At 64.8% G+C, this 23,418-nt stretch carries 18 protein-coding genes and 1 other annotated feature (1 of these 19 running past the window's edge); of the genes, 8 read left to right on the top strand and 10 right to left on the bottom strand.

The window, feature by feature from the left end:
* Positions 1-27, top strand: a binding site (T-box leader); it begins 182 nt to the left of the window's first position.
* A gap of 60 nt (positions 28-87) precedes the next feature.
* A complete protein-coding gene (locus KQI12_RS07280; RefSeq protein ID WP_216572200.1) occupies positions 88-1,524 on the top strand; it encodes a glycine--tRNA ligase in 1,437 nt (478 codons plus the stop codon).
* Between the two features lie 79 nt (positions 1,525-1,603).
* Here the strand turns inward: KQI12_RS07280 and KQI12_RS07275 are convergent, their stop codons facing one another.
* The 5 genes from KQI12_RS07275 to pta form a co-directional block, all read right to left on the bottom strand.
* Positions 1,604-3,052, bottom strand: a complete 1,449-nt coding sequence (locus tag KQI12_RS07275) for an aldehyde dehydrogenase (protein WP_216572197.1) — start codon at positions 3,050-3,052, stop codon at positions 1,604-1,606.
* Between the two features lie 13 nt (positions 3,053-3,065).
* Positions 3,066-4,214 (bottom strand): iron-containing alcohol dehydrogenase, encoded by a 1,149-nt coding sequence (locus KQI12_RS07270; RefSeq protein WP_216572195.1) that lies wholly within the window; start codon positions 4,212-4,214, stop codon positions 3,066-3,068.
* Between the two features lie 308 nt (positions 4,215-4,522).
* The gene (locus KQI12_RS07265; RefSeq protein WP_216572193.1) at positions 4,523-5,596 is read right to left on the bottom strand and encodes a DUF4179 domain-containing protein; all 1,074 of its coding nucleotides are present in this window, start codon (positions 5,594-5,596) and stop codon (positions 4,523-4,525) included.
* Positions 5,593-6,084 (bottom strand): RNA polymerase sigma factor, encoded by a 492-nt coding sequence (locus KQI12_RS07260; RefSeq protein ID WP_216572191.1) that lies wholly within the window; start codon positions 6,082-6,084, stop codon positions 5,593-5,595. The genes KQI12_RS07265 and KQI12_RS07260 overlap by 4 nt, the downstream gene beginning before the upstream one ends.
* Positions 6,085-6,305: 221 nt before the next feature.
* Positions 6,306-7,283 carry a phosphate acetyltransferase gene (gene pta / locus KQI12_RS07255; protein WP_216572189.1) on the bottom strand — a complete coding sequence of 326 codons (978 nt, stop codon included), beginning with the start codon at positions 7,281-7,283 and terminating at the stop codon, positions 6,306-6,308.
* A gap of 263 nt (positions 7,284-7,546) precedes the next feature.
* Between pta and KQI12_RS07250 the strand changes: the two genes are divergently transcribed.
* Entirely contained in the window at positions 7,547-8,248 is a 702-nt protein-coding gene (locus KQI12_RS07250; RefSeq protein ID WP_216572187.1) for a helix-turn-helix domain-containing protein, read from the top strand.
* A 302-nt stretch (positions 8,249-8,550) separates the two neighbouring features.
* Entirely contained in the window at positions 8,551-10,359 is a 1,809-nt protein-coding gene (gene lepA / locus KQI12_RS07245; RefSeq protein WP_216572184.1) for a translation elongation factor 4, read from the top strand.
* A 321-nt stretch (positions 10,360-10,680) separates the two neighbouring features.
* Here the strand turns inward: lepA and KQI12_RS12480 are convergent, their stop codons facing one another.
* Entirely contained in the window at positions 10,681-11,004 is a 324-nt protein-coding gene (locus tag KQI12_RS12480) for a BrnA antitoxin family protein (protein ID WP_253290887.1), read from the bottom strand.
* A gap of 92 nt (positions 11,005-11,096) precedes the next feature.
* On the opposite strand from KQI12_RS12480, the gene KQI12_RS07235 reads away from it, so the two are divergent.
* Positions 11,097-11,297, top strand: coding sequence for a hypothetical protein (locus KQI12_RS07235; protein ID WP_216572176.1), 201 nt, complete (start codon positions 11,097-11,099; stop codon positions 11,295-11,297).
* A gap of 76 nt (positions 11,298-11,373) precedes the next feature.
* Here KQI12_RS07235 and aspS read toward each other — a convergent pair whose 3' ends face one another.
* Together aspS and hisS are read right to left on the bottom strand one after the other, a co-directional pair.
* Entirely contained in the window at positions 11,374-13,173 is a 1,800-nt protein-coding gene (aspS, locus tag KQI12_RS07230) for an aspartate--tRNA ligase (RefSeq protein WP_371817981.1), read from the bottom strand.
* Positions 13,174-13,254: 81 nt separating this feature from the next.
* Positions 13,255-14,604 (bottom strand): histidine--tRNA ligase, encoded by a 1,350-nt coding sequence (gene hisS / locus KQI12_RS07225; RefSeq protein WP_216572172.1) that lies wholly within the window; start codon positions 14,602-14,604, stop codon positions 13,255-13,257.
* 842 nt (positions 14,605-15,446) lie between these two features.
* Between hisS and KQI12_RS12700 the strand changes: the two genes are divergently transcribed.
* Genes KQI12_RS12700 through KQI12_RS07205 form a run of 4 tightly spaced genes read left to right on the top strand, consistent with a single transcriptional unit; the run spans position 15,447 to position 19,593 of the window.
* Positions 15,447-16,790: an aminotransferase class I/II-fold pyridoxal phosphate-dependent enzyme gene (locus KQI12_RS12700; RefSeq protein WP_216572170.1), complete on the top strand. Its 1,344-nt coding sequence runs from the start codon at positions 15,447-15,449 to the stop codon at positions 16,788-16,790.
* A gap of 60 nt (positions 16,791-16,850) precedes the next feature.
* On the top strand, positions 16,851-17,174 hold the full coding sequence (locus KQI12_RS07215; RefSeq protein WP_216572167.1) for a cyclic-di-AMP receptor: 324 nt from the start codon (positions 16,851-16,853) through the stop codon (positions 17,172-17,174).
* A gap of 2 nt (positions 17,175-17,176) precedes the next feature.
* The gene (locus KQI12_RS07210) at positions 17,177-18,238 is read left to right on the top strand and encodes an ATP-binding protein (protein ID WP_216572165.1); all 1,062 of its coding nucleotides are present in this window, start codon (positions 17,177-17,179) and stop codon (positions 18,236-18,238) included.
* A 41-nt stretch (positions 18,239-18,279) separates the two neighbouring features.
* On the top strand, positions 18,280-19,593 hold the full coding sequence (locus KQI12_RS07205) for a stage 0 sporulation family protein (protein WP_216572163.1): 1,314 nt from the start codon (positions 18,280-18,282) through the stop codon (positions 19,591-19,593).
* 774 nt (positions 19,594-20,367) lie between these two features.
* On the opposite strand, the gene rnhA is transcribed toward KQI12_RS07205, so the two are convergent.
* Together rnhA and gyrA are read right to left on the bottom strand one after the other, a co-directional pair.
* A complete protein-coding gene (rnhA, locus tag KQI12_RS07200; protein WP_216572160.1) occupies positions 20,368-20,805 on the bottom strand; it encodes a ribonuclease HI in 438 nt (145 codons plus the stop codon).
* Positions 20,806-20,866: 61 nt separating this feature from the next.
* On the bottom strand, positions 20,867-23,410 hold the full coding sequence (gene gyrA, locus KQI12_RS07195; RefSeq protein ID WP_216572153.1) for a DNA gyrase subunit A: 2,544 nt from the start codon (positions 23,408-23,410) through the stop codon (positions 20,867-20,869).
* Positions 23,411-23,418 lie beyond the last annotated feature (8 nt).

The following is a 23,418-nucleotide window of genomic DNA, read 5'->3' as shown; positions in this document are numbered from 1 at the left end:
GGAACACGGAGCATCTCCGCCCTGGACCAGGACCGGTCCGGGGCGTTTTTTTCGTCCCCGCCTGCGTGACGAGAAAGGAGCATCCCTATGAAGAACACCGAAAAGACCATGGATAAGATCGTCGCCCTCTGCAAAGGCCGCGGCTTCGTCTTCCCCGGCAGCGAGATCTACGGCGGTCTGGCCAACACCTGGGACTACGGCCCTCTGGGCGCTGAGCTGAAGAAGAACATCAAGAACGCCTGGTGGAAGAAGTTCGTGCAGGAGAACCCCTACAACGTGGGCCTGGACGCCGCCATCCTCATGAACCCCCAGGTCTGGCAGGCCAGCGGCCATCTGGGCGGCTTCTCCGATCCTCTGATGGACTGCCGCGAGTGCCATGAGCGCTTCCGCGCCGACAAGGTCATCGAGGATTGGTGCGCCGCCAACGCCTTCGAGCTGCCCAAGCCCATCGACGCCTTCACCCAGCAGGAGATGAAAGACTTCATCGAGACGCATCAGATCCCCTGCCCCACCTGCGGCAAGCATGACTTCACCGATATCCGCCAGTTCAACCTGATGTTCAAGACCTTCCAGGGCGTCACCGAGGACAGCAAGAACACCGTGTACCTGCGCCCCGAGACCGCGCAGGGCATCTTCGTGAACTTCAACAACGTCCAGCGCACCACCCGGAAGAAGCTGCCCTTCGGCATCGGCCAGATCGGCAAGTCCTTCCGCAACGAGATCACCCCGGGCAACTTCATCTTCCGGGTCCGGGAGTTCGAGCAGATGGAGCTGGAGTTCTTCTGCAAGCCCGGCACCGATCTGGAGTGGTTCCAGTATTGGCGCTCCTTCTGCCACGACTGGCTCCTGTCCATCGGCCTGAAGGAAGAGAACCTGCGCCTGCGGGACCACGACCCCGACGAGCTGGTGTTCTACTCCAAGGCCACCACCGACTTCGAGTTCCTGTTCCCCTTCGGCTGGGGCGAGCTGTGGGGCGTGGCCGACCGCACCGACTACGACCTGACTCAGCACTCCAAGGTGAGCGGCGAGAAGCTGGTCTACCGCGAGGGCGAGGGCAAGGACATGGTGGAGTATATCCCCTATGTCATCGAGCCCTCTCTGGGCGTGGAGCGCAGCGTGCTGGCCGTCCTGTGCGACGCCTACGACGAGGAGGTCGTGGGCCAGGACAAGAACGGCAAGGACGACGTCCGCGTGGTCATGCACTTCCACCCCGCCCTGGCCCCCTTCAAGTGCGCCGTCCTTCCCCTGTCCAAGAAGCTGGGCGACAAGGCCCTGGAGATCCGGGACATGCTGGCCAAGGACTTCATGGTGGACTATGACGAGGCCGGCTCCATCGGCAAGCGCTACCGCCGTCAGGACGAGATCGGCACCCCCTTCTGCGTCACCGTGGACTTCGAGACCGTGGGCGACGAGAACACCCCCGCCGATGACTGCGTCACCGTCCGTGACCGCGACACCATGGAGCAGGTCCGGATGCCCATCCGCGAGCTGAAGGACTATCTGACCGCCAAGATGGCGTTCTAAGTCCCCTCTTGAACGACTTGCGCCCGGCGCTCTGGGATCCCAGAGCGCCGGGCGCTTCCTTTCTATCCGTTCCGGCCGGTCACTGGAAGTCGATGCAAAGATGCTTGACCTCCGTGTACTTCAGCATCCCCTCGATGCCGCCGGCCCGGTCCATGCCGCTCTGCTTGTAGCCGCCGGTCTCGCACTCGGGCAGGAGCTTGTTGTAGCAGTTGACCCAGGCAGAACCCGCCCGCAGGCGCCGGGCCACCCACATGGCCTTGTCCACGTCCCGGCTCCAGACCGCGCTGGCCAACCCATAGGTGGTGCCGTTGGCGATGGCCAGGGCCTCTTCCCGGGTCCGGAAGGTCTGTACCACCAGCACCGGCCCGAAGATCTCCTCCTGCACCACCTTCGCGTCCATCGGCGGATCCAGCAGGATGGTGGGGGCGATGTAGAAGCCCTTGTCCAGGCCGCCCTCCGTCAGGCGATGGCCGCCGGTGATCAGCCGGGAGCACTGCCTGCCGCTCTCGATATAGCCCAGGATCTTATCCATCTGCTCCTGGGAGATGACCGGGCCCAGATCCGTGGCCTCGTCCAGGCACCAGCCCGGACGGAGCTTCTCCACCTCGGCCTTGAGCCTGGGCAGGAACGTGTCCACCAGAGACTCCTCCAGCACCAGCCGGGAGCCCACAGTGCAGAGCTGTCCTGCGTTCATGAAGATGGCCTTCAGGGCGAAGGGCAGGGCCTTGTCCAGGTCCGCGTCGGCGAAGATGATGTTGGGAGACTTGCCGCCCAGCTCCAGCGAGACCTTCTTCATGGTGCGGGCGGCGGTCTGCATGATCGTCCGGCCAGTCTCCAGACCGCCGGTGAGGGAGATCATATCCACATCCGGATGGTCCGCCAGCGCCGCGCCGGTGACGGAGCCCCGGCCGGACACGGCGTTCACCACGCCCTTGGGGAACTCTGCGATGCCGTCCAGCAGCTCCAGCACCTCCAGCGTACAGCCGGTGGTCTGGGTGGCGGGCTTGAGCACACAGGTACAGCCGGCGGCCAGCGCCGGAGCCATGTCCCGCATGAGCAGCGTGATGGGGTAGTTCCAGGGGGTGATCACCGCCACCACGCCGGAAGGCTCCCGGGCCAGGACGGAGAGCAGACCGGGCTCCACCGCCGTGCTGGTGCCGTAGAGGGTGCGGGCGGCGGCGGCATAATACTCCACATAACCGATGGAGCTGTTGAGTTCGAACCGGGCCTCCCGAATGGGCTTGCCGGTCTCCAGCGACAGCCGGACCGCCAGCTCCTCATGATGGGCCCGCATCGCGGCGGCCCAAGCCAGCAGACACCGGGAGCGCAGCCGGGGATCGAAGGCCCAGCGGCCCTCGTCGAAGGCCCGGTGGGCGGCCGCCACCGCCCGCTCCACGTCCTCCACGCCGGAGGCGGGCACCTCGCTCACCAGGGCGCCGTCGCAGGGACAGTAGATCTTCTCGGTCTTTCCGCTCAAGGCGTCCTGCCAGACGCCGTCGATGAGATTTCTGTAACGCTTGACTTCCATCGCCTTCTCCTCCTTACTTCTGGTCGGCCAGGATGTCCAGGTAGAACTGGACGCACTGCTTTTTGTTCATGGTTCTGGGGTTGTTGCACAGCATAAAACCGGGCAGGTTGTCGGCCACCAGCTCGGCGTCGCTCTCCTTCATGCCGAAGGACAGCAGGGGGACCTTCACGCCGGTCTCGTCCAACAGCCGCTCCACCGCGGCCACCGAGGCCTCGGCGGCCTGCCAGGTGCTCATGCCGGCGGTGTCCACCCCCAGAAGACCGGCGATGTCGGCGTAGCGCTCGGGCCGGGCAATGAGGTTATAGCGCATGCAGTACTTGAGCAGGACCGCGTTGGCCTCGCCGTGGGCCATATGGAAGAAGGTGCACAGGGGGCTGGACACAGTGTGCACCAGGCCCAGGCCGGCCTGATCCATGGCAACACCGGCCAGCACGCTGCCCAGGGCCATGTCCTGCCGGGCCTTCCGGTCCTGCCCGTTGGCGCAGGCGCCCCACAGGGAGCCGCCGATGAGGCGGATGGCCTCCCGGGCCATGGCGTCGGTGATGGGATTGGCCCCCAGGCCCACATAGGACTCGATGGCGTGGGAGAGGGCGTCCATGCCGGTGGTGGCGGTGAGGTAGAGGGGCAGGCTCGCCATGAGCTCGGCGTCCACCAGGGCCGCCTTGGGGAACATGGCCGGGCCATTGATGCCCTTTTTGCAGTTGCGATCCACGATGACCGCGCACATGGTCACCTCGCTGCCGGTGCCCGCGGTGGTGGGGATGGCGATGAGGGGCAGGGGAGCGTTTGCAAAGGGCTTGCCGTTCCACTGGTAGTCCACCAGGGGGCCCTCGTTGGTGCACAGGGCCGCCACGACCTTGCCCACGTCCATGGAGGAGCCGCCGCCCAGGGCCACCACCTTGGTGGGCTTATAGTCCCGGATCTCCACCATGGCCGCCTCCACCATGTCGGCGGTGGGGTTGGGCTCTACCTTGTCATAGAGGCGGCACTCCGCGCCGGTGGGGGAAATGACGTCCCGCACCCGGTCCACAAGGCCCACTGCCTCCAGACCGGGATCCGTCACCAGCAGGACCCGGTCACCGGCGGACAAAAAGTCTGCCAGTTCCTTCAGACAGCCCGCTCCAAAGCGCACATCTACCGGCATATGATACTTCGTCACCATAGCTAGACCTCCTAAAAAACAAGATCAGCCGTCACACGGTGGAACACACCAGTGTGACGGCTGCGAACTCCGCACGGCATCTGCGTTTGGGGCGGACGCCGTGTACCTCTCCGAGGATGTATTTCGTTGTTTTGCAAGTACTTACAGGCACAATATACCATATGATCGTGCGATCTGCAAGTGTTTTTTTGATTGGGCCGCCGGGACTGCCGCGTTCGGCCCGGAAGATCGTCCACATTCCTCTCCGCAATGGTGGAAAACGCTCCCGGACCGATCGCGGTCCGGGAGCGTTTTTCCCCATTTTGACCTCACTTCTCCACATCCACCGGCACCGGGATGGTCACACCTCCGATGGTGAGGCTCTCCACCTCGTCCAGCGGGACGATCTCAGGGAGCACGTCTCCCTTCCGGCACTGCGTCATGCCCTTCTTCGGCACGATGGAGCCGCCGCTGTTGGTCAGGTCCAGCTCGGTCCCGTCCCGCTTCCGCAGGGTCACAGTCACGCCGGTCAGGAACTGGTCCAGCACGTTCCCGTCCTCCTCCGGCATCCGCCCGCTAGGCGCGTCGGAGAACTCGGCCGCACGGTCCACGGTATAGCTCACCTGATAAGACAGGGGAGACAACTCCACCCGGTCCAGCGTATAGGTCATGCCATCCTTCCGGAAGCTCTGTCCGGCGGGGAGCTCCACGGTACTGTCCCGGAAGGCGAACTGGAACTTCAGGCCCCAGTCCCCCTGCGCGATCGTCCGTGTCTCCCCGCCGCTGACCGTGCGCAGGCCCCGGAAGTCGGCCCGGGCGGTGCCCTGCCTCAGGGTGCCGTCCACCGTGCAGACCTCCACATACTGGATGGAGGCGTCCGTGGGGTCGGCGTCATAGAACCAGGCGGAGCCGGTCTTGCCGTCCACACGGCCCACATCGGTCCAGCCGCTCTCGAACATCAGCGGGAGCAGGCCGTTCCCGTCGGGGGCCAGCCCCTCCGTCAGCGGCGTCCCGTCGTCCCGGGCGATGGAGTACACGATGGCATAGCTGTGCCGGTCCCCCAGGATCGCGTCAGCGGTGATCGTGATCCCATCCGCCGTGGCGCTGGCGTCGATGGGACGGCCGATCCGGTCCACGATCTCGGTCTGGGCCGGGCGGCCGCCGAACAGGTCAGAGAACACCTCCGCCGGGGCCTTCAGGACACCGGCCGCGCCGGCGCCCACGCCCAGCGTCAGCACCAGGGCCGCCGCCGCGCCCAGCGGCATCAGCCGCCGGAGGGGACGGACGGAGCGCCTCCGGCCCTGCCCTTCCTCTGCCGCCGCCATCAGGCGGTCGGTCATGGCCCGCTTCTCCTCTTCCGTGAAGCGGAGCCCGTCCAGATATCCACGATAGTTCTCTTTCATGCCAAGCCCTCCTGTTCCAGCTGTGCGCGTAGCTTCTTCCGTCCCCGGTCCAGCCGGGTGAAGATGGTGGCGGGCCGTTCGCCCAGGAGCTCCGCGATCTCCCTCGCTCCATAGCCCTCATAATAGTAGAGACAGATCACCGTCCGGTATTTGGGCGGCAGGAGCTCCACCGCCTGGAGGAGCGTGCCCTCGTCCCCCTCCTCCGGGGCCGGGAGCGCCTCCGCCGCGTCCAGATCCGCCCGGTGCCGCCGCCAGCCGCTCTTGAGCTGGTCCTTGCAGACGTTCACCGCTGTGCGGACGATCCACGCCCGCTCGTGCTCCGGGGAGTCGAAAGACCGCGGCTTCTCCAGCAGGCGGAGGAACACGGTCTGGCAGACGTCCTTGGCGTCCTCCCGGCTCTTGAGCCAGCAGGCGCTCAGCCGGAGGATCAGATCGGAGTAGGTCTCCACCAGCCGTTCCGCCTCCTGGCGGTCCAGCCTCTGTAACATCGACGATCGCATCCTTTCCTGTGTTCTAAAAGCGCTTTCACCTGAGATACGATCCGGCGGGGCCAGATCCTTCACTGGATGGGATCTTTTTTTGCGGAGCCCCCGAGACCGGGCAGTTGGAACAGGGATGCCGCGGGACACAGCCCGTCCATCCCTCTAAGCATGAAAAAAGGGGAGCACCCTCGGCGGGTGCTCCCCTTGCAGGAGCCATCGGCAGTCGATCAGTCGGCCAGAGCGGCGGTGATGATGGCCATGGAGTAGACCTCCTGGGCGTTGCAGCCGCGGGACAGGTCGTTGATGGGGGCATTCAGGCCCAGCAGGATGGGGCCGTAGGCATCGAAGCCGCCCAGACGCTGGGCGATCTTGTAGCCGATGTTGCCGGCGTTGATGTCGGGGAAGATGAAGGTGTTGGCGTGGCCGGCCACGGGAGAGTTGGGGGCCTTCAGCTTGCCCACGTTGGGGGACACGGCGGCGTCGAACTGCATCTCGCCGTCCACGGCCAGCTCAGGAGCGGCCTCCTTGACCTTGGCGCAGGCGTTGCGGACCTTGTCCACGCTCTCGCCCTTGCCGGAGCCGAAGGTGGAGTAGGACAGCATGGCGACCTTCGGATCCACGCCGAAGATCTTGCCGCACTTGGCGGACTCGATGGCGATCTCCACCAGATCGTCCTCAGAGGGATCGATGTTGATGGCGCAGTCGCCCATCACCAGGACCTCGTTGCCGCCGGTGGCGGAGGGACGGACCATGATGAAGCAGGAGGACACGATCTTGTTGCCGGGCTTGGTCTTGATCAGCTGGAGCGCGGGGCGCACGGTGTCGGCGGTGGAGTAGGTGGCGCCGCCCAGGAGCGCGTCGGCCTCGCCCATCTTCACCAGCATGGTGCCGAAGTAGTTGCCCTTCTTCAGGTTGGCGCGGACCTGCTCCTCGGTCATCTTGCCCTTGCGGAGCTCGACCATCTTGGCGACCATCTCGTCCATCTTGGGATAGGTATCGGGATCCACGATCTCAGCGCCGCGGATGTTGAAGCCGGCCTTCTCCGCGGCGGCCTTGACGGCCTCCTCGTTGCCCACCAGGATGGGGGTCAGCCAGGTACCGGACAGCAGACGGGCGCTGGCCTCCAGGATGCGGGGGTCGGTGCCTTCGGTGAACACGATCCGCTTGGGATCGGCCTTCAGTTTCTCGATCAGCTTGCCAAACATATTACTACGCCTCCAGAGAATGATTGATGTATGGGTCCGCCCCCACAGCGGAGGGCAGACTGGTAAGCAGTGCTATTATACACCAGGGTTCTGAACGATAACAATGGAAAATATGAATTTTCGTAGGAATGTGCAATTTACTTTTGGTATTCCATCAGATATACTATACACAATGTTTATGGAAAGGCGCAGGAACGGGGCCTGGATCGAACGCGCTCCCCTGCCCGCCTGTACCGATCTTGATCTTCGTGAGGTGCCATACTATGCATTCTGATTTTTCCCGCTGTCTCTCCCTGCTCCGGCAGGAGAAGGGCGTCAGCCAGCGCTCGGCCGCCAAGGACCTGGGGATCAGTCAGGCCCTGCTCTCCCACTATGAGAACGGCGTGCGTGAGCCCGGCCTCGCCTTCGTCAGCCGGGCCTGTGACTACTACAACGTGTCGGCGGACTTCCTGCTGGGCCGGACCCTGACCAAGGACGGCTCCACCATCATCTCCCCCGAGGAGCTGTACGACTACTCCAACGAGAAGGACAACGTGCTCCACGGCAGCATCGTGGCCACCCTGAACAAGAAGCTCCTGGCCAACTCCATCAGCGTCCTCTTCGACCTGCTGGGCAAGACCGGGTGCAAGGGGGCCATCAAGGCGGCGGCGGACTATCTGTCCACGTCGGTCTACACCCTGTTCCGCTACCTCTACCGGGCGGACGGGACCCAGAACGAGGACTTCTTCGCCATCCCGCCGGCCCAGTTCGCCGCCGGCCTGCCCCAGACCGACCAGATCTTCGCCCAGTGCAGCTATGTGGAGTCCTTGGCGGAGCACAAGAAGGCGAAGAAGAGCTTCCCCGCCATGGACCACGACGCCCTGGCGGCCAACTATCCGGGGACCTACCAGTCCCTGCTCCAGGTGATCCACAACACTGGCAGCCGGATCGGCGCCGGCGCGGAGCACCGGAAGACCCTGAAATGAACCTGACGCGGCGTCCCGCCGCGTCAGCGTGTCGAACTGGTTCGACACGCTTCTCAGAAATGCAGGCATTTCTTCGATGGGATACAGGCCGCCGCGCGCACTCGCTATGCTCGCACACTAACGGCCTGAGAAGAGTTTTTTCTGAGGCACATGTCCTCAGAAAAAACACCTTGCATCTGATCCCGTCCCCTGCGGGTGACGGAACTCTGCGAGGCCCTCATATCCCCCCACAAAAAATGACTTTTTAGATGATCTGACGCGGCGTCCCGCCGCGGCTGACGATAAAACGGAGGTTTTTGCCCATGCGTGACCAGAGCAAGATCCGCAATTTTTCCATCATCGCCCACATCGACCACGGCAAGTCCACCCTGTCCGACCGCCTGATCGAAAAGTGCAACGCCGTCTCCCAGCGGGAGATGGAGAGCCAGCTCCTGGACAATATGGACCTGGAGCGGGAACGGGGCATCACCATCAAGGCCCGGGCCGTGAAGCTCAACTACAAGGCCCAGGACGGCCAGGAGTACGAGCTCAACCTGATCGACACTCCGGGCCACGTGGACTTCAACTACGAGGTGTCCCGGTCCCTGGCCGCCTGTGAGGGCGCCATCCTGGTGGTGGACGCCGCCCAGGGCATCGAGGCCCAGACCCTGGCCAACACCTATCTGGCCATGGAGCACGACCTGGAGATCCGGCCGGTGATCAACAAGATCGACCTGCCCGCCGCCGACCCGGAGAAGGTCAAGCACGAGATCGAGGACGTGATCGGCCTGGAGGCCCAGGACGCCCCCGAGATCTCCGCCAAGATGGGCATCAACATCGACGCCGTGCTGGAGGACATCGTCCAGCACATGCCCGCCCCCCAGGGGGACGCCGCCGCCCCCCTGAAGGCCCTGATCTTCGACAGCCAGTATGACGCCTACCGGGGCGTGATCGTGTACTTCCGGGTCATGGAGGGCACCATCAAGACCGGGATGCGGGTGAAGATGATGGCCTCCGGCGCGGAGTACGAGGTGATCGAGTGCGGCTACCTGCGTCCCCTGGGGCTGGAGAGCGCCAAGGAGCTCTCCGCCGGCGAGGTGGGCTACTTCACCGCCTCCATCAAGAACGTGAAGGACACCCGGGTGGGCGACACCATCACCGGGGCCGCCGCCCCCGCCGCCGAGCCCCTGCCCGGCTACCGCCCCGCCCAGCCCATGGTCTACTGCGGCGTGTACACCGAGGACGGCTCCAAGTACCCTGACCTGCGGGACGCGCTGGAGAAGCTCCAGCTCAACGACGCCTCCCTCTCCTTCGAGCCCGAGTCCTCCGCCGCCCTGGGCTTCGGCTTCCGGTGCGGCTTCCTGGGGATGCTCCACATGGAGATCATCCAGGAGCGGCTGGAGCGGGAGTTCGACCTGGATCTGGTGACCACCCTCCCCTCCGTCATCTACCAGATCACCAAGACCGACGGCTCCGAGATGGAGGTGGACAACCCCCACAACTACCCGGACCCCGCCCTGATCGAAGAGGCCCGGGAGCCCTACGCCAAGGTCTCCATCATCGCGCCGCCGGACTATGTGGGCAACATCATGCCCATGTGCCAGGACCGCCGGGGCGAGTTCAAGGATATGCAGTACCTGGACACCAATCTGGTGGAGATCCACTACTCCATGCCCCTGAACGAGATCATCTACGACTTCTTCGACGCCCTGAAGGCCAACACCAAAGGCTATGCCTCTCTGGACTATGAGGTGGAGGGCTACCGCCCCAGCGACCTGGTGAAGGTGGACCTGCTCCTGAACGGCGAGCAGGTGGACGCCCTGAGCTTCATCGCCCACCGGGAGAAGGCCTACAAGCGGGCCCGCCGGATCTGCGAGAAGCTGAAGGACAACATCCCCCGCCAGCTCTTCGAGGTGCCGGTGCAGGCGGCGATCGGCGGCAAGGTCATCGCCCGTGAGACCGTGCGGGCCATGCGCAAGGACGTGCTGGCCAAGTGCTACGGCGGCGACATCACCCGAAAGAAGAAGCTACTGGAGAAGCAGAAGGAGGGCAAGAAGAAGATGCGCTCTCTGGGCTCCGTGCAGCTCCCCACCGAGGCCTTCATGGCCGTCCTCAAGCTGGACGAGGAATAAAAAACGCTCCCCCGCCCGGGATGTCCGGGCGAGGGAGCGTTTAGACTGTCAAAAAAGTCATTTCTCCCGTTGAGCGATGCAAGAGCCTCGCAGAGTTCCGTCACCCGCAGGTGACGGAATCGAATAAAAGATGTTTTTTCTGAGGACATGTGCCTCAGAAAAAACTCTTCTCAGGCCGCTAGTGTGCGAGCATAGCGAGTGCGCGCGGCGGCCTGCATCCAATCGAAGAAATGCTTGCATTTCTGAGAAGCGTGTCGAACTGGTTCGACACGCTGAACGATCCCCCGCTCGGGATGTCCGGGCGGGGGATCGTCCTGTCTGCTATTGTTCCAAACGCTCCAGATGCGTCCGGAGGATCAGCGTGATATAGGAAGATACCGAGCGGTCCTCCAGTTCTGCCAGCTCTTGGATCTTCGTCAGGATCGGCTCATCCAGAGTCAGGCTGATGCTGACTTTTATAGGACGAGAGCCGTCGCCGGTGAAGTCGATGCCCCTATGGTCTGGGGCCAGACGCGCCAGATAGGTGCGCAGGGCCATGTTCACATAGCTGGACACGGAGCGGCCATCCTGCTTCGCCCGCTCCCGGACCTGCGTCAAGATCGGCTCGTCTATCGTGATGCTGACGCTTTTTTTGAGAGGTTTCATAGTATCACTCCTATCCCGCATGATACTATGTTTCCTTGTTTTGTATTGTTTTCTCTTGTCTTATCGTGTAAACTAATGGTCGGTGATGCAGTATGTATTCCAATGACTTTGAAGAGGCTTTCTCCCATTTTCTGGACCGGCACGAGTATGATGAGGCGGAGCACTACCTGTTCTCCATGGTGCGGCTGGCCTTCGCGGCGGGCTGGCAGGCCGCCGGCGGGAGGCCCCCACAGGCGGAACGGATCTTCGAACTGCTCCCCTCCCGCAGAGACGAAACGGACCCGGCGGACTGAATGCCCGCCGGGTCCGTTTTTTCCTTGTATGTCAGTCGCTGAGCCCTCTGGAGCGCAAGAAGGAAGATGCCCCGGATCAGCCCTGAGGTTCGTCCTCTTTCTTCGTGCAGACGATGTTCAGCTCGTCCAGCTGCTTGGGCTCCACGAAGGAGGGGGCGCCCATCATCAGGTCCTGGGCGTTCTTGTTCATGGGGAACGGGATGATCTCCCGGATGGAGTCCTCGCCCGCCAGGAGCATGACCATGCGGTCCACGCCCGGGGCGATGCCCGCGTGCGGGGGGGCTCCGTAGGTGAAGGCATTGTACATGGCGGGGAACTTGGCCTTCACATCGTCCTCCCCCAGACGCACCAGCTGGAAGGCCTCGATCATGATCTCAGGATCGTGGTTCCGCACGGCGCCGGAGGACAGCTCCACGCCGTTGCACACCAGGTCGTACTGATAGGCGGTGATGGTCAGAGGATCCACCTCGCCGGCGGCGGCCTTCTTCAGGATCTCCAGACCGCCGTTTGGCATGGAGAACGGGTTGTGGCAGAACTCCAGCTCGCCGGACTCCTCGCCGATCTCATACATGGGGAAGTCCACGATCCAGCAGAACTCATAGCGCGCCTTGTCCTGATGGCCGGGCACGGCAGGGCCGAAGGTCTTGATGACCACGCCGGCGGTCTTCTGGGCGGCCAGCAGCTTACCGGTGGTCAGGACCACCAGCATGTCGGGGGCCAGGCCCAGCGCCTCGGTGAGGGCGTCCTTCTTGTCCTGCACGAACTTGGCCACGCCGCCCGCGATCGCGCCGGAGGCGTCGGTCTTGAACCAGTAGGCCTTATTGCCGCTCTGCACCTCCACGTCGGTGAGGAGCTTCTCGATCTGCTTCCGGGTCAGGGCGCAGTTGGAGATGGGCACGGCCTTGACGGTGTTGCCCTCGAAGGGGCCGAAGCCGCAGTCGGCCAGCAGGGCGGTCACGTCGGTGACGGTCAGGTCGATCCGCAGGTCGGGCTTGTCGCTGCCGTACTTGTCCATGGCCTCCAGATAGGGGATCCGCTGGAAGGGGGCCTTGCTGGCGATGTCATAGGTGCCGAACTTGGCGAAGATGGGGGGCAGCACGTCCTCCAGCACGGCGAACACGTCCTCCTGACCGGCGAAGGCCATCTCCATGTCCAGCTGGTAGAACTCGCCGGGAGAGCGGTCGCCGCGGGCGTCCTCATCCCGGAAGCAGGGGGCGATCTGGAAGTACTTGTCGAAGCCGGAGGCCATCAGCAGCTGCTTGAACTGCTGGGGAGCCTGAGGCAGGGCGTAGAACTTGCCGGGATGCTTGCGGCTGGGCACCAGATAATCCCGGGCGCCCTCCGGAGAGGAGGCGGTCAGGATGGGGGTGGTGATCTCCATAAAGCCGTGCTCGATCATGGACGCCCGCAGGGCGGCCACCACGTTGGAGCGCAGGATGATGTTCTGCTTCACGGCGGGGTTGCGCAGGTCCAGATAGCGGTACTTCAGGCGGGCGGACTCATCGGCCTCCCGGCTGCGGTCGATGGGGAAGGGCAGCTCGTTGTGGCGGCAGCGGCCCAGCACCTGGATCTGGGTGGGGACCACCTCGATGTCGCCGGTGGGCAGCTTGGGGTTCTTGGAATCCCGCTCCCGGACCACGCCGGTGACCTGGATGGCGGACTCCTTGTTCAGGGGCTTCACCGCGTTCATCATGTCCTCGGTCTCGATCACCACCTGAGTGGTGCCGTAGAAATCCCGGAGGACCACGAAGGCAAAGTTCTGGCCCACCTCACGGATGTTGGAGAGGAAGCCCGCCAGAGTGACGGTCTGCCCCACGTGCTCCATACGGAGCTCCCCACAGGTGTGGGTGCGGTAGGCGGTCTGTACGTTCGACATCATTTTCAACTCCTAGATGTGATATTTTGTCCTATTATCTCGTTTCGTCATCAGGAACAGGGCCGTTCGGCCCCTTCCCTCTCACTCCTTGTCCCGGATGGGCGTGCCGGAGGCGCGGGCCTGGAGGCCGGCCTGGATCCGGGCGATGGCCTCGTCGATGGACTGGCTCACCTGCTCGCCGGAGACCATGTCCTTTACGGCGGCCTTGCCCTCCTTCACCTCGTCCTCGCCCAGGAACACCACATAGGGGATGCCCAGCTTGTCGGCATAGCCGATCTTCTGCTTGAACTTCTTGTTCTCGGTGTAGAGCTGGGTGCGGATGCCGGCCTCCCGGAAGCGGGTGGCCAGGGCGATGGCGGGAGACAGGTCCTCGGTCATGGGCAGGACCAGCGCGTCGGCCGGGGCGGTGACCAGATCGTCGTTCAGGTACTTCTGGTCCTCCAGCACGAAGAAGAGCCGGGTCAGGCCGATGGAGATGCCCACGCCGGGGAGCTTCTTGTTGGTGTAATACCCAGCCAGATCGTCATAGCGGCCGCCGGAGCAGATGGAGCCGATCTCGGGATGGTCCAGCATGGCGGTCTCATAGACGGTGCCGGTGTAGTAGTCCAGGCCCCGGGCGATGGTCAGGTCGACCTTGTAGTTCTCGGCGGGGACGCCGAAGGCGGACATATGCCGGACCACCGTGGAGAGCTCCTCCACGCCCTGGTCGAAGAGCTCGTTCTTCCCCTTCAGGGACTCCAGCGCGGCCATGGGGTCGGCGGTGGTGAGCAGCTCCAGGAGCTGGTCGGCGGTGGCGGCGGGGACGGCGAACTCGCCGGTGAGGAGCTCCTTCACCTTATCGGGGCCGATCTTCTCCAGCTTGTCGATCGTGCGCATCACGTCGCCGGCCTGCTCCTTCAGGCCCAGGAGCTGGAAGAGGCCGTTGAGCACCTTCCGGTCATTGACCCGGATCTGGAAGCGCTTCAGGCCCAGAGCGGTGAAGGTCTTGTAGATGATGGAGGGGATCTCGGCCTCGTTGATGATGTCCAGACTGCCGTCGCCGATCACGTCGATGTCGGCCTGATAGAACTCGCGGAAGCGGCCCCGCTGGGCCCGCTCGCCCCGGTAGACCTTGCCGATCTGGAAGCGGCGGAAGGGGAAGGTCAGCTCGCCGGCGTGGAGGGCCACATACTTGGCCAGGGGCACGGTCAGGTCGAAGCGGAGAGACAGGTCGCTGTCGCCCTTGGTGAAGCGGTAGATCTGCTTCTCGGTCTCGCCGCCGCCCTTGGCCAGGAGGACTTCGCTGGCCTCGATGGCGGGGGTGTCCAGGGGGGTGAAGCCGTAGAGGGAATAGGTCTTGCGGAGGATGTCCACCATCCGGTCGAACTGGACCTGCCGCTGGGGCAGCAGCTCCATAAAGCCGGACAGGGTGCGGGGTTTGATCTGTGCCATAGTAACGCTCCTCTTTTAGAAAATAGGTCTGCTGCTGCCCCCCGCCGCGTCAGCGGCGTCAAGCGTTTTGCGCAGCAAAACCTTGAAATAGGCCGGATCCATTTCGGCCTATTCGAGTGAATGATCGGGGTCCCCGGGAAAGCGGAGCTTTCCTGGGGCAGCAGCAGCTCCATGGAGCCGGACAGGGTGCGGGGTTTGATCCGGTCCATAGTGAACTCCTTCTGTCAAAGAGTTGGATAGGGGATCGCTGGAAAAACAGGGGCGGAACGGGAGGCGGCGTATGAAAAAACGCCTCCGTCCCACGCTATGGGACGAAAGCGCGCGCTTCCGTGGTGCCACCCATGTTCAGCGGGACGGGCCCGCCCTTTCGTCCTTCTGGTGCGGGAAGGGGACCGCGCCCGTCTCCGGGCCCGCTGGTGGAGCCGTCTCCCCCGATCCTTGCCGTGGCACACTTCCAGCCGTGGTGTGCCTCTCTGTCCGGCGGTGCGCGGGGTACCTGCTCCGTCATAGCGGTGTTCTGATACGCTCTCGATTTTATCCCAACCACGGGAAAAAGTCAACCGCGGGAAACGGCGCCGCGAACGGAACGTCTCCCTCGCTATTTCGCCTTTCCGGTGGTAGAATGAGGACTGTATGCCCTGCCGGACGGCTGTGGCCGTCACTCGAACACCAGTTTTACACTTTTCCCCCGAGTTTTCCACATGGCATCCCGCCGAACCAGTGGAAGTTTTCCCACTTTTCAACCTGTCTGTCCACATTACTTCCGCAGTTTCCCCCCTGTTTTTCCCTTTTTCCATACTCTGCGCTTGAAAACCACTTTTCCACATCGGAGGTCCCGCCCCATGACAGAAACGCCCCTCTGCGACGCCCTGCGGGGCTTCGCCCACACAGATCCCCTGCGGATGCATATGCCCGGCCACAAGGGGAAGCCCCTCCCCTTCCCCGAGCTGTCCGCCGCCGCGCCGCTGGACTTCACCGAGCTCCCCCCCACCGGCGACCTCTTCGACCCAGGCCCGGAGGACGCCATCCCCGCCGCCGAGGTCCTCTGGGCCCGGGCCTTCGGGGCGGAGCGGTGCCTTTTCCTCACCGGAGGCTCCACCCAGGGGGTGCTGACTGCCTTCACACTGGCCTGCTCCCCTGGGGACGAGGTCTTGCTGGACCGGGGATGCCACCGGTCGGCCTACAACGCCCTGGCCCTGCTGGACCTGCATCCCCGCTATCTCTTCCGGCCCTGGCGGGCGGAGGCCGGCGTCACCGGACCGGTAGAGCCGACGGCCGTGGAGGCCGCTCTGACGGCCCATCCCACGATCCGGGCCGTGTGCCTCACCTCGCCCACCTACCATGGCGTCTGCTCGGATATCCCCGCTCTGGCGGACGTGTGCCGCGCCCATGGGGCCCGACTGATCGTGGACGGGGCCCATGGGGCCCATCTGCCCTTTCTGGGGGACCGGTCCCTGGCGGCGGCGGACTTGGCAGTGGTCTCCGCCCACAAGACTCTCCCCGCTCCGGGGCAGTCCGCCCTCCTCTTCTCCCGCGGCGGCTTCTCCCAGGAGGAGCTGTGCCGGGCCGGGTCCCTGTACGGCAGTTCCTCCCCCTCTTACCTGCTGATGGCGGCCATGGATGCCGCCCGGGCGTGGATGGAGGACGAGGGGGCCGCCGCCCTCCGGGAGACCGTCCGGCAGGTGGCCCGGCTCCGGGCCCGTTTCCCCTCCCTCCGGCCGGAGGAGATGGGCGCCACGCTGGACCCGGCCCGGCTGACCCTGCTCTGTGACGACGGCTTCGCCGTGCAGGAGGCGCTGGAGGCCCGTGGCGTCTGGCCGGAGATGGCCGACGCCCGCCATGTGGTGTGCATCGGTACCTCCGCGGACGATCCGGCGGACTTCGCCCGGCTGGAGGCGGCCCTCTCCACGGTGCTGGCGGGACGGCCCGCCCCGGCGGAGGCCCTGGACCTGCCCCAGCCCCCGGGACCAGAGCAGGTCCTCTCTCCCCGGTCCGCCCGCTTCGCCCCCACGGAGCGGCTCTCCCTCCGGGCGGCGGAGGGCCGGGTCGCCGCCGCCCAGGCAGCCCCCTATCCGCCGGGCATCCCGGTGATCGCGCCGGGGGAACGCATCACGAAAAAAACTATCGCATATTTATCCCGGATAGGGTATAATATGGAGAAAGACATGGAAGTCGTCCGTATTTGAGCGTGCTCCGGACCATACGGGCCGGCGGGCCGGTCTTTGTAATCCGAGGAGGGATCACCTATGAAACTTGTCCTTGCGATCATCAATCATGACGACGCCAACGCGGTCACCCGCTCCCTGACCAAGCATGGCTTCTCCTCCACCAAGCTGGCCACTACCGGCGGCTTCCTCATGGCCGGGAACGTGACCATCCTGATCGGCGTAGACGAGGAGAAGGTCCAGACCGTGATCGACATCATCAAGACCGAGTCCCACAGCCGCCGGCAGATGATCCCCACTACATCTGAGATGAGCTACGGCTACTATCCCAGCATGCCGGTGGAAGTCGTCGTGGGCGGCGCCACCATCTTCGTGGTGGACATCGAGCGCTTCGAGCGGGTCTGACCATGCGTCTCCAAGCGCTGACCGGCAACGACGCCCTCAAGCGGAGCCTGGAGCTCCAGACGGAGCGCCGCGGCCTCTCCCACGCCTACATCATCAGCGGTCCCAAGGGCTCCGGGCGGCACACGCTGGCCGGGATCCTGGCCGCCGCCCTGGTCTGCTCCGCCCCGGACGGTGACGTCCCCTGCGGCCTCTGCTCCGGCTGCCGCAAGGCGGCGGGCGGCATCCACCCGGACATCATCCAGATCGTCGGGGAGGACGGCAAGGAGATCAATGTGGCCCAGATCCGGGCCATGCGCTCCGACGCCTACATCCGCCCCAACGAGGCCGCCCGGAAGGTCTACCTTCTGGAAGAGGCCGACCGTATGAAGGACTCCGCCCAGAACGCCATGCTCAAGGTATTGGAGGACGGTCCCCCCTACGCAGCCTTCCTCCTGCTGGCGGAGAACGCCCAGCTCCTGCTGACCACCGTTCGCTCCCGCTGTGAGGTGCTGACCCTCTCCCCCGTCTCTCTGGCGGAGGCAGAGGGGTTCCTCCGGGCCCACTTCCCGGACCGCGCCCCGGAAGAGCTCCAGACCGCCGCCCGCCGGTGCGAGGGCCTGCTGGGCCGCGCCGTAGAGGAGCTGGACGGGGCCGACGACATAGATGAGAAGGTCCGGCAGACCGCGCTGGCTCTGGCCGGGACGCTGGCCCGCGGGGATGAGCTGGCCCTCTGCGCCTTCTGTGCTGGACTGGAACAGGACAAGAAGGCCGATAAGAACAAAGATGGCTGGGACTGGACCCGCTTCTCCGCCCTGATGGCCGAGACGGTGCGTCTCCTGCGGGACGCGCTGGTCCAGGGCGTCCACGCCGGGGCCGATCAGGACCCGGAACGACGGCAGGCCGCCGCCGCGCTGGCCGCCGCCCTGCCGCCCCGCTCCCTCCTGGCGGCGGTGGAGATCATGGACCGGCTCCGGGAGGCCTGCGCCCACAACACCGGCGTGGGACACCTGACCGGCTGGCTCTGCGCGGAGCTGGCCGCCCTCCCCCGGCGGCAGGGGCTTCCTTCCGTCCCCTTCCCCGTATGACATCCCTTTCGACCGATATACGACAGACATGAGGTAACTGAATGACCGAGATCATCGGCGTCCGCTTCAAGAGCGGGGGCAAGCAATACTATTTCGACCCCAAAGGCGTCCAGGTCCGCCCCGGACAGGGCGTGATCATCGAGACCTCCCGGGGCATCGAGTACGGCGACTGCGTCCAGGGCAACACCATGGTGGAGGACTCCGCCGTGGTCCAGCCCCTCCGTCCCATGGTCCGCATCGCCACGGAAAAGGACCTGGAGAACATCCGCCGCAACAAGGAGAAGGAGGCCCGGGCCTTCCGGATCTGCCAGGAAAAGATCGCCGCCCACGGGCTGGAGATGAAGCTGGTGGAGGTGGAGTACAACTTCGACGGGAGCAAGATCCTGTTCTTCTTCACCAGCGAGGGCCGGGTGGACTTCCGCGCCCTGGTGAAGGACCTGGCCGGCGTGTTCCACACCCGGATCGAGCTGCGGCAGATCGGCGTCCGGGACGAGGCCAAGATGCTGGGCGGCCTCGGCATCTGCGGCCGTCCCTTCTGCTGTTGCGGGTTCATGGACGAGTTCCAGCCCGTGTCCATCAAGATGGCCAAGACCCAGGGGCTCAGCCTGAACCCCACCAAGATCTCCGGCACCTGCGGCCGGCTCATGTGCTGCCTCAAGTATGAGCAGGCGGCCTATGAGGACGCGGTGAAGCGGATGCCCAAGAACGAGTCCTTCGTGGAGACCCCCGACGGCGTGGGCACCGTCTCTCAGGTGGACCTCCTGCGGGAGACCGTGAAGGTCCGTCTGGAGGACGAGCCGGAGGCCCCCAAGTGCTACCACAACTGTGAGCTGTGCGTGGTCCGCAATGGCAAGGGCAAGCGCCCCGAGGGCTATGTGGCCCCGCCGCCGGAGGAGCTGGCCAAGCTCCGCCGCCCCGCAGATCCCGCCGCCGAGACGGAGGAGGACCGGCTCTCCGCCGCGCTGGCCAGTCTGTCCGGCCTCTCCGATCCCACGCCCGACCGGAAGCCTCAGCGGGAGCGCCGCCGGCCCTCCCGTCCGGGGAACGGGAATGGCGGGAACAGCGGCGGCCGGCCTCCCAAGGGCCAGCAGGCCCCGGCCGAGGGGCAGAGCCAGCCCCGGAAGCCCCGTCCGCCCAAGCCCCGGAACGACCGTCCCGCCCCCAAGTCAAAAGACACCAGAGAGGTCCGGGAGGACAGACCCGCTCCGGCTCCTCAGAACGCCCCGGCCTCTAAGCCTGCCGATCCTGCTCCGGAGCAGGAAGGCGGAGCGCCCAAGAAGCCCCGCCGCCGCTGGCGCCGCCCCCGTGGGAACAAGCCCAAGGGCGAGAGCGGAACGCCTCCGAAAGCCGAATGACAGGACCACAACGCCCCCGCTCGGGAGATCGAGCGGGGGCGTTTTTTATCCGCTCAACGAAAAATGTTGTGTCCTCGCCGGATGGGCCGCCTGCTCGGCGGGAGCCCCCTTTCTTTTTCTCGCGTGAGAAAAAAGAAAGGGGGGAAAAAAAAAGAACGCCAGAGGGGGCGGACCTCCCCTCTGGACACCCCCTATGCGCTCGTTCTCTCCCGATATGATCATAAAGGCCCTGTCCTCATCTCGGATGTCCTCTGATCGCGCGGAGCGCACGGTCGAAAGTCTATGGTGGGGCGTCGGGGACGCCGCCCCTATGATAGTCTGGACGTACAGAGCGCTCCCGTCCGATCTTGCCCTTCGAAGCGGCAGGCCATCTTGTCTTTTGAGCCGAAAAACGTCCGTCGGGAGCGCCAAGCGAACGTGTGTGTGCTGCCAGGCTCGCGCGGGCGCTTCTGCCCTCGAACGCCAGCCGGGGACGCATTGGGGGGAGTCCAGAGGGGGATTGACTGTCCCCCTCTGGCGCTCTTTTTCTTTCCCCTGTTTCTTTTTCTGACGCTCAGAAAAAGAAATAGGGTCCCCGCCGGATAGGCGGCCCGTCCGCACCCGCAAGGGGCATGCCGCATCCGTAAGGCGGCAGAGCCGCCAACGGCTGCGCAAGCGAGGACACATCTCCCCACCCGTGGGCGGAACAAATATCACAGCCGCCCCGTCCTGCCGCCCACTTGACAAAAAAACCGCCCCCCATTCCAGTCGGAACAGGGGACGGTCTTCTCGCATTCATCGGAATTTTTTGCTCTCCGCCACAGCCAGCTCGTCACAGCGGTTGTTGTTGGCGTTCTCCGCGTGGCCCTTCACCCAGTGGAGATGGACCGTGTGATAGTCGCACAGATCCAGCAGGACCGCCCAGAGGTCGGCGTTCAGGGCCGGCTTCTTGTCCGACTTCACCCAGCCCCGGGACCGCCAGCCCTTGGCCCAGCCCTTCTGGAGGGCATCCAGGACGTACTTGGAGTCGGAATACAGCTCCACCTCACAGGGCTCCTTCAGCGCCCGCAGGGCGGATATCACACCGGTCAGCTCCATGCGGTTGTTTGTGGTCTGGGCCTCCCCGCCGGACATCTCCTTCCGGTGGGGGCCATACTGGAGGATCGCCCCCCAGCCGCCGGGGCCGGGGTTGCCGGAGCAGGCTCCATCCGTATAGATCGTGACCTGCTTCACCGGCTCTTCTCCTCTGTGTCCGCGGTCTTGGGACCGAGGCTCATCTCGTACCGGCTCATGCTCACACCTCCGTGGTGGGCTCAGCAGGGACCTCATGGGCGGCCTCTCCCTCGGCGGGGAGCGCCTCCTCGTCCTCGTGTTCGGTACGGGCGATGGAGATGACCTTCACGCCCTCGTTCAGGGACATGACCTTCACGCCCTGGGCGGCCCGGGAGTAGATGCTGATCCCGGCGGCATGGGTGCGGATGATGGTGCCGTCGTCGGAGATGATCAGGATGTCGTCGTCATCGCTGACCACCTTCATAGCGGCCACAGGACCGGTCTTGGCCGTGACCTGATAGCCCTTCAGGCCATAGCCGCCCCGCTTCTGGGGACCGTCGCCCCGGATATACTCGTCCATGTCGGTGCGCTTGCCGAAGCCGTTCTCGGTGATCATCAGCACCTGATGGTCCCGCTTGGCCCGGGCCGCGCCGATCACATAGTCGCCCTGACGGAGCCGGATGCCCAGCACGCCGCAGGCGTCCCGGCCCATGCACCGGACGTCGGATTCTTGGAAGCAGATGCTCATGCCCTCGTGGGTAGCGATCAGGATGGCTTGATCGCCGTCAGTCTCCCGGACGGCGATCAGCTCGTCGTCGGGGGGCAGGGTGATGCACCGGATGCCCGCCTTCCGGGCGGTGTTGATGGAGGAGAGCTGGATCCGCTTCACGGTGCCCTTCCGGGTGACCATGACCAGATAACGGTCCTCCGGGAACTCCCGCAGGTGGATCATGGCGGTGACCTTCTCATCGCTCTCCACCGGCAGGACGTTGACGATATTGGTGCCCTTGGCGGTGCGGCCCGCCTCGGGGATCTGATAGCCCTTCTTCCGGTGGACCCGGCCCTTGTTCGTGAAGAAGAGGATGAAGTCGTGGGTGGAGGCGGTGAACACGGTCTCCACCATGTCCTCTTCCTTCAGCGTCTGGGCGGAGATGCCCTTGCCGCCCCGGCGCTGGGCCCGGTAGGTGGAGGCGGGCAGACGCTTGATGTACCCGGCGGAGGTGAGGGTGAACACGCACTCCTCCTCTTCGATCAGGTCCTCGATGTCGATCTCGTCCTCCACGTCCTGGATCTCGGTCTTGCGCTCGTCGCCGTACTTGTCGGCGATGGCCTGGAGCTCGGTCTTGAGGACGCCGCGGATCTTCTCGTCCGAGGCCAGAAGCTCCTCATAGTAGGCGATCCGGGCCTCCAGCTCCCTGTACTCGTTCTCCAGCTTCTCCCGGTCCAGGCCCTGGAGGGCCTTCAGGCGCATATCCAGGATGGCCTGGGCCTGGATGTCGTCCAGGCTGAACCGGGCCATTAGGTTCTCCTTGGCGTCGTCATAGCTCTCCCGGATGGTGCGGATCACCTCGTCGATGTGGTCCTGGGCGATCAGCAGGCCCTCCAGCAGATGGGCCCGCTCCTGGGCCTTCTTCAGGTCGTACCGGGTCCGGCGGACGATGATCTCCTCCTGGAACTTCAGGTACTCATCGATGATGTGGCGCAGGGAGAGGATCTTGGGCTGGGACTGGTCGTCCACCAGGGCCAGCATATTGATCGCGAAGGAGGACTGGAGCTGGGTCTGGGCGAAGAGGCGGTTGAGCACCACCTGGGGGTTGGCGTCCCGCTTGAGCTCGATCACGATGCGCATGCCGTTCCGGTCGGTCTCGTCCCGGATGTCGGAAATGCCCTGGAGACGCTTGTCCTCCACCTGGTCCGCCATGTTCTTGATGAGCTGGCGCTTGTTGACCTGATAGGGGATCTCCGTGACCACGATGCGGGTCCGGTCCTTGCCGAACTCCTCGAACTCGGCGCGGGCCCGGATGATGACCTTGCCCCGGCCGGTGGCGTAGGCCGCCCGGATCCCGGACCGGCCCATGATGATGCCGCTGGTGGGGAAATCGGGGCCCTTCACGTGCTCCATCAGGTCGGCCAGGGTGGACTCGGGGTCGTCCAGCACCTGGATGCAGGCCCCGATCACCTCCCGCAGGTTGTGGGGCGGGATGTTGGTGGCCATGCCCACGGCGATGCCGCTGGAGCCGTTCACCAGCAGGTTGGGGAAGCGGCAGGGCAGGACCCGGGGCTCTTTCCGGCTCTCATCGAAGTTGGGATCCCAGTCCACGGTGTCCTTCTCGATGTCCCGGAGCATCTCCTCCGAGATCTTGGACAGCCGGGCCTCGGTGTAGCGGTAGGCGGCCGGGGGGTCGCCGTCCACGGAGCCGAAGTTGCCGTGGCCGTCCACCAGCATATAGCGCATGGAGAAATCCTGAGCCAGGCGGACCATGGCGTCGTAGACGCTGGCGTCGCCGTGGGGATGATAGCGGCCCAGCACGTCGCCCACGCAGGTGGCGGACTTCTTGAAGGGCTTGTCATGGGTCAGGTTGTCCTCATACATGGCGTAGAGGATGCGGCGGTGGACGGGCTTCAGGCCGTCCCGTACGTCGGGCAGGGCCCGGCCCTTGATGACGCTCATGGCGTACTCGATATAGGACTGCTCCATCTCCGGGACGAGGGGGGATTCGTGGATCACCTGGTCGGGGAAGCGAAACTCCTCCGGATCCACATGGTTTCGTTTATTGCTTGCCATCGGTGTCT

Origin of the sequence: Pseudoflavonifractor sp. MSJ-37, assembly GCF_018917965.1 — a bacterium.
GTDB lineage: Bacteria > Bacillota > Clostridia > Oscillospirales > Oscillospiraceae > Pseudoflavonifractor_A.
Note: the sequence above shows the minus strand (reverse complement) of the source record. Positions and strands in the feature narration are given on the sequence as shown.